This window comes from Streptomyces sp. NPDC006335, from assembly GCF_040612795.1.
In the GTDB taxonomy this organism is placed as follows: domain Bacteria; phylum Actinomycetota; class Actinomycetes; order Streptomycetales; family Streptomycetaceae; genus Streptomyces.
The window spans coordinates 62,870-81,706 of record NZ_JBEXQX010000003.1 but is presented as its reverse complement, the minus strand read 5'-3'; the positions used below and the strand labels follow the sequence as shown (position 1 = coordinate 81,706).

12 protein-coding genes are annotated in these 18,837 nt (G+C 68.5%); 2 read left to right on the top strand and 10 right to left on the bottom strand.

The annotated features are described in order from the left end of the window. Positions 1-60 precede the first annotated feature (60 nt). The 4 genes from ABZ098_RS11180 to ngcE all read right to left on the bottom strand — a co-directional run bounded on the left by ABZ098_RS11180 (position 61) and on the right by ngcE (position 4,779). Complete coding sequence (locus ABZ098_RS11180; protein ID WP_356589536.1) at positions 61-1,260, bottom strand: ROK family transcriptional regulator; 1,200 nt, start codon at positions 1,258-1,260, stop codon at positions 61-63. Positions 1,261-1,454: 194 nt separating this feature from the next. Then, entirely contained in the window at positions 1,455-2,372 is a 918-nt protein-coding gene (locus ABZ098_RS11175) for a carbohydrate ABC transporter permease (RefSeq protein WP_356589534.1), read from the bottom strand. Positions 2,373-2,376: 4 nt separating this feature from the next. Then, entirely contained in the window at positions 2,377-3,303 is a 927-nt protein-coding gene (locus ABZ098_RS11170; RefSeq protein ID WP_356589532.1) for a sugar ABC transporter permease, read from the bottom strand. Positions 3,304-3,318: 15 nt separating this feature from the next. Next, a complete protein-coding gene (gene ngcE, locus ABZ098_RS11165; protein ID WP_356589530.1) occupies positions 3,319-4,779 on the bottom strand; it encodes an N-acetylglucosamine/diacetylchitobiose ABC transporter substrate-binding protein in 1,461 nt (486 codons plus the stop codon). A 355-nt stretch (positions 4,780-5,134) separates the two neighbouring features. Here ngcE and ABZ098_RS11160 point away from each other — a divergent pair, with 355 nt between their 5' ends. Further along, a complete protein-coding gene (locus ABZ098_RS11160) occupies positions 5,135-8,923 on the top strand; it encodes a GH92 family glycosyl hydrolase (RefSeq protein WP_356589528.1) in 3,789 nt (1,262 codons plus the stop codon). A 20-nt stretch (positions 8,924-8,943) separates the two neighbouring features. Continuing rightward, entirely contained in the window at positions 8,944-10,881 is a 1,938-nt protein-coding gene (locus ABZ098_RS11155; RefSeq protein WP_356589526.1) for an alpha-glucuronidase, read from the top strand. On the opposite strand, the gene ABZ098_RS11150 is transcribed toward ABZ098_RS11155, so the two are convergent. From ABZ098_RS11150 to ABZ098_RS11125, 6 genes are all read right to left on the bottom strand, one after another. After that, positions 10,875-12,884 carry a beta-galactosidase gene (locus tag ABZ098_RS11150; protein ID WP_356589524.1) on the bottom strand — a complete coding sequence of 670 codons (2,010 nt, stop codon included), beginning with the start codon at positions 12,882-12,884 and terminating at the stop codon, positions 10,875-10,877. The genes ABZ098_RS11155 and ABZ098_RS11150 overlap by 7 nt on opposite strands. Beyond that, positions 12,881-13,696 (bottom strand): YesL family protein, encoded by an 816-nt coding sequence (locus ABZ098_RS11145; protein WP_356589522.1) that lies wholly within the window; start codon positions 13,694-13,696, stop codon positions 12,881-12,883. Before ABZ098_RS11145 ends, ABZ098_RS11150 begins: the two co-directional genes overlap by 4 nt. A 71-nt stretch (positions 13,697-13,767) precedes the next feature. Continuing rightward, a complete protein-coding gene (locus ABZ098_RS11140; protein WP_356590492.1) occupies positions 13,768-15,282 on the bottom strand; it encodes a xylan 1,4-beta-xylosidase in 1,515 nt (504 codons plus the stop codon). Then, positions 15,282-16,937 (bottom strand): extracellular solute-binding protein, encoded by a 1,656-nt coding sequence (locus tag ABZ098_RS11135; RefSeq protein WP_356589520.1) that lies wholly within the window; start codon positions 16,935-16,937, stop codon positions 15,282-15,284. The genes ABZ098_RS11140 and ABZ098_RS11135 overlap by 1 nt, the downstream gene beginning before the upstream one ends. 37 nt (positions 16,938-16,974) lie before the next feature. Continuing rightward, entirely contained in the window at positions 16,975-17,847 is an 873-nt protein-coding gene (locus ABZ098_RS11130; RefSeq protein WP_356589518.1) for a carbohydrate ABC transporter permease, read from the bottom strand. Next, entirely contained in the window at positions 17,841-18,821 is a 981-nt protein-coding gene (locus tag ABZ098_RS11125; RefSeq protein ID WP_356589516.1) for an ABC transporter permease subunit, read from the bottom strand. Before ABZ098_RS11125 ends, ABZ098_RS11130 begins: the two co-directional genes overlap by 7 nt. Positions 18,822-18,837: the final 16 nt, after the last annotated feature.

Below are 18,837 nucleotides of genomic sequence, written 5' to 3'. Positions count from 1 at the left end.
CCACACGTGCGACGTCAAGAAGTAAATACTTAACGAGATGGCAACGACGTCGTGCGTTCTCTAAGTGAACGCAGGCGCCGCAGCGTGCAGCGTGCTGTCCAAAAGGGTCGAATCACCCATCTCGCTGAGGGCGAGGGCGAGTGCTCCGAGCACCTCCGCGCGACCTCCAAGTGCCCCTGGAAGCACGGACAGTTGACGTGCCGCACTGGGGATCGCGTAGCGGCCGACGGACTCCCGGATCGGTCCGAGCACCAGCTCACCGGCCTCGGCGAGATCACCGCCCAGGACGACTCGGCTCGGGTTCAGCAAGTTGCAGAGATTGGCGACTCCACTGCCGATGTGTCGGCCGACGTCGGCGATCACCCGACGGCAGCCAGGGTCTCCGTCCCGTGCGAGTCGAACAACGCCTTCCATGGTGAGATCGGTGCCGTGACTGGACTGGAGCAGCGGCAGCACATAGCGCGCGGCCGCGAAGGTCTCCAGGCAGCCACGGTTGCCGCAACGGCAGACGGGGCCGGACTCATCAAGAGTAATATGCCCGATTTCTCCCGCTGTGCCACCCGGGCCCCGGTAGATCTTGCCGCTGATCACCAGACCGGCGCCGACACCGCTCGCGACCTTGATGTACGCCAGGTCCCGCACCCCCCGGCCACTGCCCCAGACCAGCTCACCGAGGGCGCCCAGGTTGGCGTCGTTGTCCACGTGGACGGGCACGCCGAGCCTTCCCTGGAGTTCCTCGGCCGGCTTGGTGCCGATCCAGCCCGGCAGGATGGCGGAGGAGCCCAGGGAGCCGGATTCCAGGTCGATCGGGCCGGGCACGCCCAGGCCCACCCCGGCGATCTTCGAGCGGTCCACGCCGGTCGCCTCGATCAACCGGGTGACGAGCTGTTCCGCCCGGTCGAAGCCCTGGGGCGCGGAGGCGTCCACGTCCAGCGGCTCGGACTCCTCGGCGAGCACCTGGTGGGCGAGGTTCCCGACCGCGACGCGCAGATGGGTGTGCCCGAAGTCCACCCCTATGACGATGCCGGCGTCTCCGCTCAGGGAGACCGCGCGGGCCCGCCTGCCACCCGCCGATGTGGGCGTGACCTCGACGGTTCCGCCGTCCTTGAGCTCACGCACGATGTTGGAGACGGTCGCGGCGGACAGTCCCGTGGTCCGTGCGATCTCCGCCTGCGTGAGCGACCCGGCCAGCCGGACGGCACGTACGACCCGCTCCAGGTTGGCTCGGTGCAGCGACGACTGCGACCCCGGAGTCTCCACGACGACCTCCTGCGCGCGGGACCGCATCGATGAGGCCCCGTCTATGTCCAACTAGTGAACTCTAAGCTGAGCCGTTCGGGTCGCCTCCCGTCAAGAGGTTGAACACTTTCCGCGTGCCCGCCCATGCCGAAGGGGCGCCGCCCCTTCAAGATCCGGATCTTGAAGGGGTGACGCCCGCGCGGGCGGCCCGGGGGCTACTTCAGGGCGCCCGCGGTCAGCCCGGCCACCACCTGCCGCTGGAAGACGATGTAGGCCGCGAGGACCGGGATCATCGCCATGACCAGGCCCGCGAACAGGCCCGACCAGTCGCCCTTGTAGCCCTGGCTGGCGGCGAGTTGCACCAGCCCCTGGGTCAGCACCCGCTTGTCCGGGTCGGTGTTGAGCACGGTCGGCAGCATGTACTGGTTCCACTGGCCCAGGAAGTTGAAGATCCCCACACTGATCAGGCCGGGCTTGGCCATCGGCAGCATGATCTGGAAGAACGTCCTGGAGTGCGAGGCCCCGTCCACGAACGCCGCCTCCGCCACCGAGGTCGGCAGCGTGCGGAAGAACGCGGTGAGGAAGAACACCGTGAACGGCAGCGAGTAGGCGATGTAGACCAGGATCAGGCCGTGGATGGTGTTCAGCAGGCCCATGTTGTTCACGACGTAGAACAACGGGACCAGCGCCAGCATGATCGGGAAGCTCATGCCGCCGATGAACAGGTAGTAGATGAACCGGTTGCCCGGGAAGTCGAACCGGGCCAGCACGTACGCCGCCATCGAGCCGAGGACCAGGGTGCCGATGAGCGAACCCGCCACCACCAGAATGGTGTTGAGGAAGTAGTCGCTCATGTTGGCGTCGGTCCAGGCCCGCGCCCAGTTGTCGAAGTGCAGCTTGTCCGGCAGCGCCCAGGGCGAGTTGAAGATGGAGCTGTCGTCCTTGAAGGACGTCATCACCGCCCACAGCAGCGGCATCACGACCATGATCGCCCAGAGGACCAGGACGCCGTGCGAGAAGACGTTGAGGACGCCGCCCTCCTTCTTCTCCTTGCGGGGCGGCCGGTCGACGGGGTCGACCTTGGCGACGGGAGCACCGGACTCGGCCGGTACGGGGGTTTCGGTCGTCTTCATGTGATCAGTACTCCAGCCGCTCGCGCCGGCCCAGGCGCATCACCAGGGCGGCGAACGCCAGCGTGACGACGAGCAGGGCGACACCGATGGTGGTGGCGTAGGCGGCCTGCCCGTCACGGAACGCCTTCTGGTACACGTACAGGACCATGACGGTGGTCGAGTAGTCGGGACCGCCGGGCCCGGTCGTCATGATCTGCACGACCGCGAACGACTCGGCACCGAGGGCCAGGATGCCCATGTAGACCCACCCGGACTGCACGGTGTCCCACAGCAGCGGCAGGGTGATCCTGAAGAACGTGCTGGCCCGCCCGGCCCCGTCGAGCAGCGCGGCCTCGTACAGATCCGCCGGGATGGAGGCCATGCCGGCGCTGAACAGGACCACGAAGAAACCGACCGTGGACCACACGAGGACCGCCATCACGGCCCACAGGGCGAGGCTCGGGTCGCCCAGCCACAGCGGCTGGACGCTGTCGAGGCCGATTCCGCGCAGGATCGAATTGATGGCACCGCTGTCCGGGTTGTACGCGAAGGCGAACAACAGCGCGACGATCGCGATCGAGAGGACCTGCGGGAAGAAATACACGATCTTGTAGAAGGAGGAGCCCCGGACACCGGTGACGACCGGGCCTCCCCTTCTCTTCCGCCCGCCGACATTGATCATGAAGGAGAAGAACAACGCCAGGCTGATCGTCAGCAGCGGCAGCACGAGCGCGAAGATCAAGCTGTGCTGCAAGGACTTCCAGAAGATCTCGTCGTCCAGCATCCTCCGGTAGTTGTCCAGGCCGACCATCTTGAATTCGGGGCTCAGACCGGTCCAGTCCGTGAACGAGTAGTAGATGGACTGGATGAACGGCCAGATCACGAATAGCGCGTACAGTCCCAGGGGCAGCGCCAAGAACCCCACGATGAACCGGTACTTGCCGTGCTGCATCGCTGCTCCGCCCGGTTACTGGTGCTTGTAGTGCTTGATCGAGGAGTCCTTCGCGGCCGCGTCGGCGAAGCCCTGGATCTTCTTGATGGCCTCGGCGGGGGTGAGCCGGCCGGCCATCATCTCGCCGAGGCCCGCCACGCCGATCTGCTCCTTCTGGAGCTGGACGTACCAGTCCTGGATGCGCGGGTTCACCACGTTGTCGCCGGCCTTCTCCAGCGCCGCCACACCGGACTTGAGGCCCGGGGTGAGGGTGATGCCGTCGGTGCCGCCGTTGTAGGCGGTCAGCGACTTGACCTTGGCGGTGAAGTTCTTCGAGGACGCCTCGCTGAGCATGATGCGCAGCTGCTCCATGCCGCCCGCGGTGTTCTTCGCCTTGGCCGGGACGATGAAGGGCTCACCACCGGAGGCCCAGATGGTGCCGAAGGGCATCTTGTCCGAGGAGTCGATGCCGGTCGGCGCGGAGACCGCGAGGTCGAAGTCCTTGGGGATGACGTTCGCCGACTCGTTCTCCACCCAGGAGCCGTTCGGGATGAACAGCGCCTTGCCCTGGGCCCAGGCGGTCTGCGACTGGATGTGGTCGAGACCGGGGGTGCCCTTGAGGACGTAACCCTTCTTGTAGAGCTCGTAGTAGGCGTCGAAACAGGCCTTGACCGCCGGGTTCTTCCAGGCGTTGGGCTCCAGGTTGTCGATCGCGTCGAGGACCTCGCGGCCGCCGACCTTGCCGATCATCGGGTAGAGCGAGAAGGGGAGGTAGTACGGGTACTTGCCCGCGTACGTCCAGCCCGCCATGCCCTTCTTCTTGGCCTTCTCGCACACGGCGAGCATCTGGTCCCAGGTCTGCGGGTACTGCTCGTCGAGCGAGTCGAGGGCCTTCTGGGAGTACCAGACGCCGTAGACCGTGTACGCGTAGTACATGATCCACACCGGGTCGCCGTCGAACTGGCCCATCTCGACGATGCCGGGGCGCAGGGTGTCGCGGACCTTCTTGTTCGGGTCGTCGTAGGACGGGGCGTCCAGGAGCGGCGTGAGATCGGCGAGCTGGTTCTTGCCGACCAGGACGCCCATGTCCATCTGCTCGGCGCCGGAGTTGTCGATGAGGTCCGGCGGGGTGCCCTGGTTGAAGCGGGGCTGGAGCGTGGACTGGATCTTCTGGGTGGCGGAGAACTTCACCGTGGCCTTGGGGAAGTTCTTCTCGTAGATCTTCACGGCGTCCTCGGCGTACTCCTTGCCGAAGCCGCCGTCGAACAGGACGAACTCCATCTGCGCGGTGTCGTTGACCGCGAGGGGGTTCTTCGCGGTCTTCTTGCCGGCCTTGGCCTTGTCACCGTTGTCGTCGCCGCCGCTGCTGGCGCAGGCGGAGAGGAAACTCATCGTCGGGACGGAGATCAGGCCGAGTGCGGCCGACCGCTTGATCAGATCGCGGCGGCCTACGCCCGCGCTGCCGTTGTTGCTGTTCTCGGCGGAAGTGGATCCCATGCTCAAGTCCTCGCCTTCTCCAGGACTCAGGCGGTGAACCGGATCCTCCCGGCACCGCGGTCAGGTCAAGCAGGTTCGTGCAAGAGGTTCGTGCGAGTGGGGTGAATCGCCGACAGGTATAGTCCACTTCCGGTGGGCGGAGCAAGATCGAATGCAATGTTGGCCATGGGTGTTTTCGAGTTGAGACCTGGCGGAAATATGAGCGCCCCGCGCGAAGCTTGCCGGAAAAATCCGCGACATAGGCCCCGAATGCCACAGCCAACGCCCTTGACACCACTGTCCACTTGGGCCCCTACTGATCCTTGCACGGATTGTGTGACAACGTTGTCCGTCCTTGCAGGGAGGGTACTCGCCGATGGATCGGTACAGAACTCGGCTCAGACGGAGTACGGCGGTCGTGATCACGGCCGCCTTTTGCGTGACGGTGGGCTCGCAGGGCGCGGCGGTCGCCCTGCCCGAGGCTCCCGCCCCGGCCGCCGGGGGGTTCGCCTCCTCCTTCGAGGCCGGAGAGCCGGCCCCCGACTGGATCAGCACGGTCGACGGCGACCGGGCCTCCGGTGTCGACGGCGGCTACCGCACCGGTGTCCCGGGCAATGTCACCGACCGGGTCACCGACGTCCGGGCGAGCGCCGAGAACGCCTCCGGCGGCGAGGTGAAGGAGAACCTGGCCGACAGCGAGCCGGGCACCAAGTGGCTGGCCTTCGCGTCCACCGGCTGGGCGGAGTTCGACCTGGACGAGCCGGTGAAGGCGGTCACCTACGCGCTCACCTCGGCCAACGACGTCGCCGAGCGCGACCCGAGGGACTGGACGCTCAAGGGCTCCACGGACGGCAAGGACTGGAAGACCCTCGACACCCGCGCGGGTGAGAGCTTCGCCGAGCGGTTCCAGACGAAGTCGTACGACATCCCGGCGGACGCCGTCGCCGAGTACCGGCACTTCCGGCTCGACATCACCGCGAACAACGGCGCCCCGGGCATCCTCCAGCTCGCCGACGTGCAGTTCTCCACCGGGGCGAACGATGGGCCGGTCCCGCCGGACATGCTCTCGCTGGTCGACCGCGGCCCGACCGGATCGCCCACCGCGAAGGCGGCCGCGGGGTTCACCGGAAAGAAGGCCCTGCGTTACGCCGGACGGCACAACGCCGAGGGGCGGGCGTACTCGTACAACAAGGTCTTCGACGTGAACGTGCGCATCGACCGGCTGACCCGGCTGTCGTACCGGATCTACCCGTCGATGGTGGACGGCGACCGGGACTACGACTCGACCAACGTGTCGGTGGACCTCGCCTTCACCGACGGCACCTTCCTGAGCGGGCTCGGGGCGCGTGACCAGCACGGATTCACGCTCTCGCCCCAGGGGCAGGGTGCCTCGAAGGCGCTCTACGTCAACCAGTGGAACAACGTGGTCGCACGAATCGGGTCGGTCGCGGCGGGGAAGACCGTCGACCGGATCCTCGTCGCCTACGACTCCCCGGGCGGGCCGGCGAAGTTCCGGGGCTGGCTGGACGACATCACGCTGGAGCGGGCCGCGCCCGAGAAGCCCAAGGCGCATCTGTCCGACTACGCGCTCACCACCCGGGGCACCCACTCCAGCGGCGGTTTCTCGCGCGGCAACAACTTCCCGGCGACGGCCGTGCCGCACGGCTTCAACTTCTGGACGCCGGTGACCAACGCGTCCTCGCTGAGCTGGCTGTACGACTACGCCCGCGCCAACAACGCCGACAACCTGCCGACGATCCAGGCGTTCAGCGCGAGTCACGAGCCGAGCCCGTGGATGGGTGACCGGCAGACCTTCCAGGTGATGCCGTCGGCCGCCTCCGGCACCCCGGACACCGGCCGGGAGGCGCGGGAGCTGGCCTTCCGGCACGAGAACGAGACCGCGCGGCCGTACTACTACGGGGTGCGGTTCGAGAACGGGCTGAAGGCGGAGATGACGCCGACCGACCACGCGGCGGCCCTGCGCTTCACCTACCCGGGCGACGACGCGAGCGTGCTCTTCGACAACGTGACGGACCAGGCGGGGCTGACGCTCGACAAGGAGAGCGGGACCTTCACCGGCTACTCGGACGTGAAGTCCGGGCTGTCGACGGGAGCCACCCGGCTCTTCGTGTACGGCGTGTTCGACAAGCCGGTGGTGGACGGGGCGTCCAGCGGGGTGAAGGGGTACCTGCGGTTCAAGGACCGGATCGTCACCCTGCGCATCGCCACCTCCCTCATCAGCCTCGACCAGGCCAAGGACAACCTGCGCCAGGAGATCCCGGACGGCACGTCCTTCGATGACGTCAAGAAGGCCGCCCAGCGCGCCTGGGACCGGATCCTCGGCAAGGTCGAGGTGGAGGGCGCCACGCAGGACCAGCTGACCACGCTGTACTCCAGCCTGTACCGGCTGTACCTGTACCCCAACTCCGGCTTCGAGAAGGTGGGTTCGAAAAACCGGTACGCGTCCCCGTTCTCCCCGATGCCGTCCCCCGACACCCCGACGCACACCGGGGCGAAGATCGTGGACGGCAAGGTGTACGTCAACAACGGCTTCTGGGACACCTATCGCACCACCTGGCCCGCGTACTCCCTGCTGACGCCCTCGCAAGCGGGCGAGATGGTGGACGGGTTCGTGCAGCAGTACAAGGACGGCGGCTGGACCTCGCGCTGGTCCTCCCCCGGCTACGCGGACCTGATGACCGGCACCTCCTCGGACGTCGCCTTCGCGGACGCGTACGTCAAGGGCGTCGACTTCGACGCGAGGTCGGCCTACGACGCGGCCCTGAAGAACGCCACGGTCGTGCCCCCGTCCTCCGGTGTGGGCCGCAAGGGCATGGAGACCTCGCCCTTCCTCGGCTACACCAGCACCGACACCCACGAGGGCCTGTCCTGGGCGCTGGAGGGCTACCTCAACGACTACGGGATCGCGCGGATGGGCCGGGCGCTGTACGCGAAGACCGGCGAGAAGCGCTACAGGGAGGAGTCGGAGTACTTCCTGAACCGGGCCCGGGACTACGTGAACCTCTTCGACAAGAACGCGGGCTTCTTCCAGGGCCGTGACGCCGACGGCAACTGGCGTGTCGAGTCGTCGAGTTACGACCCGCGGGTGTGGGGCTACGACTACACCGAGACCAACGGCTGGGGATACGCCTTCACCGCCCCGCAGGACAGCCGGGGTCTCGCCAACCTGTACGGCGGGCGCTCGGGCCTCGCCGAGAAGCTCGACGAGTACTTCGCGACGCCCGAGACGGCCTCGCCGGAGTTCGTCGGCTCCTACGGCGGGGTCATCCACGAGATGACCGAGGCACGGGACGTCCGGATGGGCATGTACGGCCACTCCAACCAGGTCGCCCACCACGTCACCTACATGTACGACGCGGCCGGCCGGCCCTGGAAGACGCAGAAGAACGTGCGCGAGGTGCTGTCGCGGCTGTACGTCGGCAGCGAGATCGGGCAGGGCTACCACGGGGACGAGGACAACGGCGAGCAGTCGGCCTGGTTCCTGTTCTCGGCGCTGGGCTTCTACCCGCTGGTGATGGGCAGCGGCGAATACGCCGTCGGGTCACCGCTGTTCGCCAAGGCCACGGTCCATCTGGAGAACGGCCGGGACCTGGTGGTCAGGGCGCCGAAGAACAGTGCGCGGAACGTGTACGTGCGGGGCCTGAAGGTCAACGGCAAGCCGTGGACGTCGACTTCGCTCCCCCACTCGGTCCTGGCCGAGGGGGCCGTCCTGGACTTCGACATGGGCCCGCGGCCCTCCAAGTGGGGCACGGGGAGGAACGCGGCCCCGGTGTCGATCACCCAGGACGACGAGGTGCCGACCCCGCGCGCGGACGTGCTCGCCGGGGACGGGGCGCTCTTCGACGACACGTCGGCCACGGACGCGACCGTGACCAGCGTGGACCTTCCGGTGTCCGGCGCGGTCAAGGGGGTCCAGTACACGCTGACCTCGTCGTCGGACCGTACGAGGGCGCCGACCGGCTGGACGCTCCAGGGCTCGGACGACGGAACCACGTGGAAGACCCTCGACCGGCGGTCCGGGGAGTCCTTCGCGTGGGACCGGCAGACACGGGCGTTCACCGTGCGGTCCGCGGGTACGTACGGGAAGTACCGTCTCGTGCTCGACGGTGAGGCGGTGGTCGCGGAAGTCGAACTGCTCGCCTGAGCCGAAGCGTTGGGGGTTCCATGCAGGGTGTCGATCCGGCCTGGCTGCCGGACGGGGCGTTCCGGCCGATCGGCACCCGGCGGACCCTGATCCGCGGCTCGGGCCCGCTGGTGAACACGGTCCGCGGCGAGGTGGCCCGGGCCTGCGAGCGGTTCGGGGGCGCGGTCGTGGGCGAAGACCCCGATCTCGTCCTGGAGTTGACCGGGGACGACGACAGCGAGGCTTTCGGCTACGGACGCCGTGACGGCTGTACGACCGTCACGGCGTCCGGCGCGCGCGGGCTGCTGTACGGGTTCTTCCACGTCGTGCGGCTCGGGGAGGCGGCGTTCCGCGGCGACGCTCAACACAGGCTCCGCGAGCCGCGGTTGGCGCTGCGCATGCTCGACCACTGGGACAACGTGGCCGTGCACCCGGTGATGGGCCAGGTGGAGCGCGGGTACGCCGGCGGGTCGCTGTTCTGGGCGGACGGACGGGCGCGCGGCGACCTGGAGCGGGTGCGGGCGTACGGCAGGCTGCTCGCCGCCTGCGGGATCAACGCCGTGGCCGTCAACAACGTCAACGTGCACGCGACCGAGGCGCGGCTGCTGACCGACCGGATCGGTGAAGTGGCCGACATCGCAGGTGCGTTGCGGCCGTACGGGATACGTGTCCATCTGTCGGTGACCTTCGCCGCGCCGATGGTGCTGGGCGGCCTGCCCACGGCCGATCCGCTCGACACGGGTGTGGCGGCGTGGTGGGCGCAGGCCACCGCCCGGGTGTACGCGGTGATCCCCGACTTCGGCGGGTTCGTGGTGAAGGCCGACTCCGAGGGACAGCCGGGCCCGTTCGCGTACGGGCGCACCCATGCCGACGGCGCCAACATGCTGGCCGCCGCCCTGGAGCCCTACGGCGGTACGGTCCACTGGCGGGCCTTCGTCTACGACCACCGCCAGGACTGGCGGGACCGCGTGACCGACCGGGCGCGGGCCGCGTACGACCATTTCGTGCCGCTGGACGGGGAGTTCGCCGACAACGCCGTCCTCCAGGTCAAGCACGGTCCGATGGACTTCCAGGTGCGGGAGCCGGTCTCCCCGCTGATCGGGGCGATGCCCGGCACCCGGCTGGCGGTGGAGCTCCAGGCGACGCAGGAGTACACCGGGCAGCAACGGCAAGTGTGCTGGCTGGGGCCGATGTGGAGCGAGGTGCTGCGCTTCGGGATCGACGGGGAGTCCACGGTCGGTGAGCTGGCGCGCGGTGGGCTCGTCGCCGTGTCCAACGTCGGGGACGACCCGTTCTGGACCGGGCATCCACTGGCCCAGGCGAACCTGTACACGTTCGGGCGGCTGGCCTGGGAGCCGGGCGCCGATCCGGGGCGGATCCTCGACGACTGGATCCGGCTCACCTTCGGGGACGGCCCCGAGGCCGCGGCGGGGCTGCGTTCGATCCTGGACGGATCGTGGCGGACGTACGAGAAGTACACCGCTCCCCTCGGGGTCGGGTTCATGGTCCAGCCGGGGCACCACTACGGGCCGAGCGTCGACGGCTACGAGTACAGCCCCTGGGGCACCTATCACTTCGCCGACCGCGACGGCGTCGGTGTCGACCGGAGCGTGGCGAGCGGGACGGGGTACGCGGGGCAGTACGCGAAGCCCTGGGCGGAGCTGTACGAGTCGGTGGAGACCTGCCCGGACGAGCTGCTGCTGTTCTTCCACCACGTGTCGTACGGACACACGCTGCACAGCGGCAAGACGGTGATCCAGCACATCTACGACACGCACTTCGAGGGCGTGGCGGAGGTGGAGGCGGCCCGGGACGTGTGGGCCTCGCTGGCGGGTCTCGTGGACCCGGAGCGGCACGCGCGGGGGGCTGAGCGGTTCGAGGAGCAGCTCCGGAGCGCCCGTGAGTGGCGCGATCAGGTCAACAGCTACTTCTTCCGGAAGTCGGGGGTGCCGGACGAGCGGGGGCGGACGATCTACTGAAGCCGGAGGACCGCCACGCCTCGCGGGTCGAGGGTGAAGGGGGAACCGGCCTCGGTCCGTTCTCCGGTGAGCAGGTCGGTGGCGGTGGTGTGGGCCTTCACCTCGGCTGTGTGGTCGGTGTGGTTGAGGAGGAAGAGCAGGCGGGTTCCGTCGGGGGCGACTCGGGTGGCCGTCTCCAGACCCTCGTGGTGGGCGTACGGGCCGACGAGGTCGTGGCGGGACAGGACACGGCGGACCACCTGGCCGACGCCCGGCTGGTCCAGGGCGGTGGCGACGTACCAGCCCTCGCCCTGCCCGTATCGGTTGCGGGTGACGGCGGGGGTCCCCGCGTAGAAGTCGGAGCCGTAGGTGGCGATGGCCTCGGCGCCCCGGAGCTGCACGATCTCGAAGACGAGCCGTCCTTCTGCGGCCAGCTCCGGTACGGGCTGTGCGAACTCCGGTGCGCGGGCGTCCCATTCGTCGATCCGGATGCCCATCAGGGGCGCGAGGGGGCCGGGCACGTCGGTGAGGAAGGCCCGGTCGTGCTCGTCGACACGGCCGGAGAGGAAGGTGGCGAGGACCGTGCCGCCGCGTGCCGCCACGGCTTCGAGGCGGGCTGCGAGGTCACCCTTGACCATGTGGAGGACGGGGGCGAGGACCACGTCGTACGGGGTGAGGTCGGCGGTGTGGGGGACGACGTCCACGTCGGCGCCTGCCTCGCGGGCGGCCCGGTAGTAGGCGTGGACCACCTCCTGGTACTTGACCAGTCGGGACGGCCCGTCGGAGATCTCCAGGGCCCACCAGCTGTCCCAGTCGAAGACAAGGGCGGTGCGGGCGGGGGTGCGGGCGCCCAGGGAGGCGTCGTCGAGGAGCTCCAACTCCGCGCCCAGTTCGGCGACTTCCCGGAAGACCCGGGTGTCGTCGCGGCCCGCGTGGCCGATGACCGCTCCGTGGTACTTCTCGCAGGCTCCCCGGGAGGCGCGCATCTGGAAGTAGAGGGCGGCGTCGGCGCCGTGCGCGATCGCCTGGTAGGTGGCCAGGCGCAACTCCCCCGGTCTGCGGAGGGGGTTGACGTCACGGCAGGCCGTCGTGGACGGGGTCTGCTCCATCAGCCAGAAGGGCGCGCCGTCCTTGAGGCCGCGCATCAGGTCGTGGGCCAGGGCGGGCCAGGTCGGCGGGGCGTCGAGGGGCGGATAGCTGTCCCAGGAGGCGAAGTCGAGGTGGGGCGCCCAACGGTGGTAGTCGAGGGGGCGAAACATGCCCATGAAGTTGGTGGTGACGGGGGTGACCGGGTCATGGGCGCGGATCACCTCCTTCTCGGCGAGGAAGCAGCCGAGCAACGCGTCGGTGGTGAAGCGGGAGTAGTCGAGCGTGATGCCCTGGAAGGCGGTGTGGTCGGGGCCCCGCCAGTGCTCGGTGAGGGCGCTCGGCGGTTCGATCTCGGCGAAGTCGGTGTAGCGGTGCGACCAGAACGTCGTCCACCAGGCGTCGTTGAGGGCGTCGAGTGTGCCGTACCTGTCCCGCAGCCAGTCCCGGAAGGTGTCGGCGCACAGGCCGCAGTAACAGACGCCGCCGTACTCGTTGTTGATGTGCCAGGCGAGCAGTGCCGGGTGGTCCGCGTACCGTTCGGCGAGCCGTGCGGCCAGCTCCGTGGCGAGCCTGCGGTACGCCGGTGAGCTGGGGCAGAAGTTGTGGCGCTGGCCGTAGCGGTGCCGGCGGCCCTCGAAGTCGGTGCGGTTCACCTCGGGATACCGGCGCGCGAGCCAGGGCGGGAGCGCGGCCGTACCGGTGGCCAGGCAGACCTGCCGGCCCTCGGCCGCCGCCCGGTCGAGGATGCGGTCGAGGATCGTGAAGTCGTAGGTGTCCTCGGCGGGTTGGGTGAGGGACCAGGAGAAGACGCCGACGGTGAGGGTGTCGATGCCGGCCCCGGTGAACAGCCGGTGGTCGGCGTCCCAGACCTCCTGCGGCCACTGCTCGGGGTTGTAGTCGCCGCCGTAGGGGATCTTGGAGCTCGACGGGCTCATTCGGTGAAGTCCTCCTGGGTCTCGGCGATCACCGGGCGGCTGCTGTGCAGCAGGGACAGCAGCAGCGGGGCCGCCAGCAGGGCGGGCAGGGCCTCGGTCAGTACGGCGGTCCCGGCGGCCGTCAGGACGAGCAGCGAGGCGGCGCCGAGGGTGGCGCGGCCGTGCCGGAACAGGAAGTAGCCGGCGAGGCGTGCGGTGTCCCTGGCCCGGAAGGCGAACAGGGCGGTGAGGACGAGCGCGTGCGCGCCCCACAGGAGGGAGCCGGCACCGACGGCCGCGAGCAGCACGGCCCACCAGCCGGGCAGGCCGGTGGCGGCGAAGTGGGTGAGCGTGAAGGCGATGACCGTGAGCCAGGCCAGCAGGGGTGTCCACAGCTTGAGCGCGGGGACGGCGTTGAGCCGCCAGCCTCGCCAGTAGGACCGGGCCGGGTGGAGGTCGGTGAGGTCGCGGTCGCGGTGGTCGAGCGCGTACACGGCGGCGGCCGTGGCCGGGCCGAGGGGCAGCAGGCATACGGCGGCGAGGGGGAGGTTGGCGGGGGCGGGGCCCAGCAGGAGCAGACCCGCCAGCCCCGGGGAGGCGGCGACGAGGAGCAGGGCCTCGACGGTGAGGAGGGTGTGGATGAGGGCCGCGGCGCGGGAGAGGGAGCCGGTGCCGAAGGAGGCAGGAGTGGGGTGGGGGGCACGGGGTGGGCGGCTGTCCTGGTGCCGTTGTCCGGCGGGCGGGCGGTGTGCGGCGGTGCCGGGCCGGTCGGCGCGGACCGTGGGTGCAGGGCCGGCCCGCAGTTCTGTCCGTGCCGCAGGGCGGCTCGACATGGGACCGGCCGGGGTGCCGTGCACTCCCGCCCTGCTGCGACCGTCCGTCGCCGGTACCCGGCCCACCCGGCTCACCGGGGCCCCCTCCCCAGCAGTCGGCGTTCGTCCCACCATTCCGGGGCCTCCTCCACGACCGGGCTCACCTCCACGAGCGTGATCTCGTGGCGGGCCAGTGTCAGGTCCAGTACGGTCCGGTCGTCCTCGACCGGCAGCCGCAGGTGCTGTCGGCCCGGCTCGGCGGCCTCGTGGAGCACGTCGAGCTGGTGCGGGCCGGGTGAGCGCGGGCTGCCCATCCGCTGCCAGGCCGTGCGGGCGTTGCCGTGCTCCTCGTCGACCACGGACCGCCGTACGAACGCCTCCCGCGCACCCGGCACCGGCACGGACAGGCGCAGCCGGTGCCGAGTCGGCCCGGGTGTCTCGCCGCTCGCGTCGACCGGCGCCCAGGCGAGGACCGTCACCCGGCCGTCGGGGTGCCGGGTGACCAGGTGGTCGGCTCCGCGGGTGAGCAGGTCGGGGCCCATGCGGGCCATGAAGGCGTAGAGGTGGTACGCGGGTTTGCGCACCTGTCGGTGGGTGAGCAGGCCGAAGCCGCCGTGGAAGAGCACGGTCGGCGGTCCTGCCTCCTCGAACATGTCGCTGAAGGTCCAGTACGAGAAGGAGTCGACGTGGTCGCCGCCGCGTGCGAGGACCGGTGCCAGGTAGGCCGCGTGGAAGGCGGTGTCGTGGACCGGGTTGTCGGGGCGGTAGGAGGAGTTGAACTCGGTGATGTGGACGGGGAGTTCGGCGAGGCGGGTGCCCTTGAGCCGCTCGCGGGGCGTGGCGAACTGGTCCAGGAGGTGCTGGGCGGGTGCCAGGGTCTGGTGGACGCCGAAGGGGACGTGCTGGGCGGGGCCCGAGGTGTAGGCGTGCTTCGACACGAAGTCGACCGGGACGTTCCGTCGTTCGGCGAACTCGGCGAAGCGGTCCAGCCATTCGTCGGCGCCCGGCGAGATCGCGGGGCCGCCGACCTGGAGTTCCGCGTCCACCTCCTTCACCGCGGCCGCCGTCACCTCGTAGAGGCGGTGGTACGCCTTTTCGTCCGCGCCCTCCCAGAAGTCCGGCAGGTTGGGCTCGTTCCACACCTCGATGGGCCATCCCCGCACCTCGTCGAGGCCGTACCGGTCGACGAGGTGGGTGACGGTCGCCTTGACCAGGGCGGCCCACTCCTTGTGCGAACGGGGCGGGGTGACGTTCCCTTGCCACCGGAACACCGTCCGCTCCCCCGACGCCAACTCCGCGGGCATGAAGCCGAGTTCGAGGAAGGGCCGGATGCCGAGCTCCAGGTAGGCGTCGACGACCTGGTCGACGTAGGTGAAGGAGTGCCGGACACCCCGTACACCCTCGGGCCACTCGTACGGCCGGTAGACGCCCATGCCGTCGCTGAGCAGTCCGTGCCCCCGGATGTACCGGAAGCCGATCTCGCGCTGGAGCAGCTTCAGGGAGTCCTGGTAGTCGCGCCGCAGGGCGAGTTCGATCCTCCCGGTGCCGACGCAGTGGCGCCAGGCGTCGGAGAAGGGGCCGGACGGCTCGGCGGGGACGCGGAAGATCACCCGTTCTCCTTCTTGAACCGTTCGTGCGCCTTGTTGTGCAGGTCGACGAGCTGCTGCATGTTCTTCGCCTTCAACTCGGCCACGTACGCGTCCCATTCGGACATCGGGCGTTTGCCGAGCACGAACTGGAGGGTGTTCTGGATGGCGTGGTCCTTGAGCGGGGTGTCCCAGAGCGTCGCCTGCTCCTGCTCGAAGGACTGAAGGGGGTGGGCCGGGTCGACGGGGAGTTCCTTGCGCTGGGACATGACGTCCTGGAACTTCTGCTCGTCCGGGCTGAAGTTGGAGGACACCAGCTCCCAGCTGCCGCCGTAGGTGAACACGCCGTTGAAGAAGCCGTAGTCCTTCTGGAGGTCCTTCGGGGCGTCCGGGTCGGATCCCATCAGCGAGATCCCGGGCTTCAGCGTGTACGTGCCGCCGGACTCGGTGTAAGTGACGTCCTTCACGCCCCACTTGCAGAACTTCTGGCCCTCGTCGGAGTACCAGAGCCAGTCCACGAACTGCATCATCGCGACGAAGGTGTCGCTCTTGAGGGCCTTGCTGGAGATCATGACGCCGTTCTCCAGCCGGATGCCGCTCAGCAGGACCGGCCCCGCCGGTCCGAGGGGCACCGGGACCATCTCGATGGTCGAGCCCTTGACCTGCTTGCCCAGGTTGTAGCGGTAGTTCTGCACCAGCTCCTGCGGATTGGCGCTGATGACATAGGACTTCTCGGCCAGCAGTTTCTGCACGGCCTGGTCGTCCTGCTGGGTGAAGCTCTCGGGGTCGAGGAGCTTCTCGGCGACGATCTTTCTCAGGTACTCGATCATCTGCCGGTAGGCGTCCTGGGTCGCGGTGAAGACGAACTTCCCCGCCTTGGTGTCGAAGCTGATGTTGTCGTACGCCCAGCCGGCCTTCACCCCGTAGGCCTGACCCAGGTACTGGAACAACGCCCCGCACGGGAAGGGGGTGTTGGTGCTCCAGCGGTCGGTCCACGGGTACTTGTCGGGGTACTCCGCCTTGAGCGCCTTGAGGACGTCGTACACCTCGTCCCAGGTCGTGGGGAGGGTCAGTCCGTGCTTGTCGAGGACGTCCGTGCGGAACGACAGCGAGTATCCGGACCTGGGCTTCTCGTGCAGGCCGGGCAGGAGGTAGTACTTACCGTCGGACTGGCGGATGGAGTCCAGCTCCGGCTCCAGCTTCCATCTCTTCACCTTGTCCCGGAAGTTGGGCATCAGGTGCACGTACTCGCTGACCGGGAGGATCGCGCCCGACGAGACGAACGCGACCTCGGAGGGGTGGTACGTCTTCGGGATGATGAAGGGGGCGTCGCCCGCGCCGATGAGGACGCTGCGCTTCTTCTCGTAGTCGGCCAGGGGGACGTCTAGGGGTTTTATGGTGACCCCGGTCCGCCTGGTGACCTCCTTCCAGAACAGCCAGTCCTTCTTGAGGGGGTAGACCGGGTTGTCGTTGTGCAGCACGGAGAAGGACAGCGCCTTGCCGGCCTTGAACTGCTGGCCCGCCTGGTACTCCTTCATCGCGCCGTTCTGCTTCTTGGAAAGGTCCTTGGAGTCGCCTCCGTCGTCGCCGCTGCCGCACCCGGTGAGGCCGGCGAGGCCGATGAATCCGGCGGCGGCCAGGATCTGACGTCGTGACAGCGATCCGGTGTTCTCCACGGATACTCCCTTGTTCCGTAAATGAAGTGACGGGCTGTCAGCCCTTGACCGCGCCGAGCATCACGCCCGAGACGAAGAAGCGCTGGACGAACGGGTACACGCAGATGATCGGCAGCGCGGTGAGCACGATCGTGACCGCCTGGATGCTCGCGCCGACCTGGCTGAGCTCCGCGGTCCCGGCACCCGCGTTGCCGCCGCCGGTGGCTCCGGCGATGAGGTTGCGCAGGTAGACGGTGACCGGCATTAGGTCGGAGTGGTCCATGTAGAGGAACGCGCTGAACCAGGAGTTCCAGAAGGACACCGTGTAGAAGAGCACCATGGTCGCGACGACCGCCTTGGACAGCGGCAGCACGATCCGGAAGAGGATGCCGTAGGTGCTCAGGCCGTCGATCTGCGCGGCCTCCTCCAGCTCGGTCGGCAGGCTCTCGAAGAAGGCCTTCATCACCAGCAGGTTGAAGACGCTGATCGCGTTCGGCAGCGCGATGGCCCAGACGCTGTTCTTCAGCCCGAGCTCGGTGACGAGAATGTAGTTGGGGATCAGACCGCCGGTGAAGAACATCGTGAACACGGCGATGCCGACGAGCACCCCGCGCCCCTTGAGGTGCTTCTTCGACAGGACGTAGGCGTAACAGGTCGTCAGGACCATGGCCACGGCGGTGGACACGACCGTGTAGAACACGGTGTTGCCGTAGTTGCGCCAGAACATCGAGTCCTGGAAGACGATCCGGTACGTGGTGAGGTTGAACCCCTTGGGCCACAGCGTCACTTCACCGGCCCGGATCTGCCGCTCCCCGCTGAAGGACCTCGCGACGATGTTGACGAAGGGGTACAGGGTCACCAGCACCACGAGGGTGAGAACCACCCCGTTGACGCCCTGGAAGACCCGGTGGGAGCGGCTCGGCTTCACCACAGGCTGGTCCCCACTGTGCGGCGCGAGAGGGTGTTGGCGGACGTGATCAGGAACAGGCCGATGATCGCCTCGAAGAGTCCGATAGCGGCGGCGTAACTGAAGCTGTTGGACTCGACACCCGCGCGGTAGACGTACGTCGAGATGACGTCCGCGGTCGGATAGGTCAGCGGGTTGTAGAGCAGCAGGACCTTCTCGAAGCCGACCGCCATGAACGTGCCGACGTTGAGGATCAGCAGCGTGATCATGGTGGGGCGGATGCCGGGCAGGGTGACGTGCCAGATCTGCTTCCAGCGGTTGGCGCCGTCGATGCGCGCGGCCTCGTACAGGTCCTCGTCGATGGTGGTGAGCGCGGCGAGGTAGAGGATCGTGCCCCAGCCGGCGGTCTGCCAGACCTCCGAACCGACGTAGATCGTGCGGAACCAGTCGGGTTCCTGGATGAAGCGGATCTCGTCGTGGCCGAACCAGCCGAGCGCGTGGTTGACCGGGCCGTCGGTGGCGAGCATCTGCATCGTGAGGCCCGCGACGATCACGATCGACAGGAAGTGCGGGAGGTACGACACCGACTGCACGAAACGCTTCAGGGAACGCCGGCGCACCTCGTTCAGCAGGAGGGCGAGGACGATCGGGATCGGGAAGCAGAACACGAGGGTGAGCCCGCCGAGCCACAGGGTGTTGCGGAACACCTGCCAGAAGGTGGGGTCACTGAGGAACATGCGCACATAGCGCAGGCCCACCCATTCCTCGCCGAACATCGAGCCGCCGGGCTCGAAGCGCCGGAAGGCGATCACGTTGCCGATCATCGGCAGATAGCGGAAGACCAGGAAGAACAGCAGCGGCAGGACGGCCAGCGAGTAGAGCTGCCAGTCGCGGCGCAGGGCCCGGCGCCGGCCGCCGCGCCGCGCGGGACGGGCCGGCGCTCCGGGTGGGTCCCCGACGCTGAGCGGTGGAGAGGCCGACTTGACGGATGTGCTCATGCTCGGTCCTCTCAGA

Bases quoted from the DNA above. Each gene is read 5' to 3' on its own strand.
- ABZ098_RS11175 (WP_356589534.1), bottom strand. From the start codon at position 2,372: ATGAAGACGACCGAAACCCCCGTACCGGCCGAGTCCGGTGCTCCCGTC.
- ABZ098_RS11170 (WP_356589532.1), bottom strand. From the start codon at position 3,303: ATGCAGCACGGCAAGTACCGGTTCATCGTGGGGTTCTTGGCGCTGCCC.
- ngcE (WP_356589530.1), bottom strand. From the start codon at position 4,779: ATGGGATCCACTTCCGCCGAGAACAGCAACAACGGCAGCGCGGGCGTA.
- ABZ098_RS11160 (WP_356589528.1), top strand. From the start codon at position 5,135: ATGGATCGGTACAGAACTCGGCTCAGACGGAGTACGGCGGTCGTGATC.
- ABZ098_RS11155 (WP_356589526.1), top strand. From the start codon at position 8,944: ATGCAGGGTGTCGATCCGGCCTGGCTGCCGGACGGGGCGTTCCGGCCG.
- ABZ098_RS11150 (WP_356589524.1), bottom strand. From the start codon at position 12,884: ATGAGCCCGTCGAGCTCCAAGATCCCCTACGGCGGCGACTACAACCCC.
- ABZ098_RS11145 (WP_356589522.1), bottom strand. From the start codon at position 13,696: ATGTCGAGCCGCCCTGCGGCACGGACAGAACTGCGGGCCGGCCCTGCA.
- ABZ098_RS11125 (WP_356589516.1), bottom strand. From the start codon at position 18,821: ATGAGCACATCCGTCAAGTCGGCCTCTCCACCGCTCAGCGTCGGGGAC.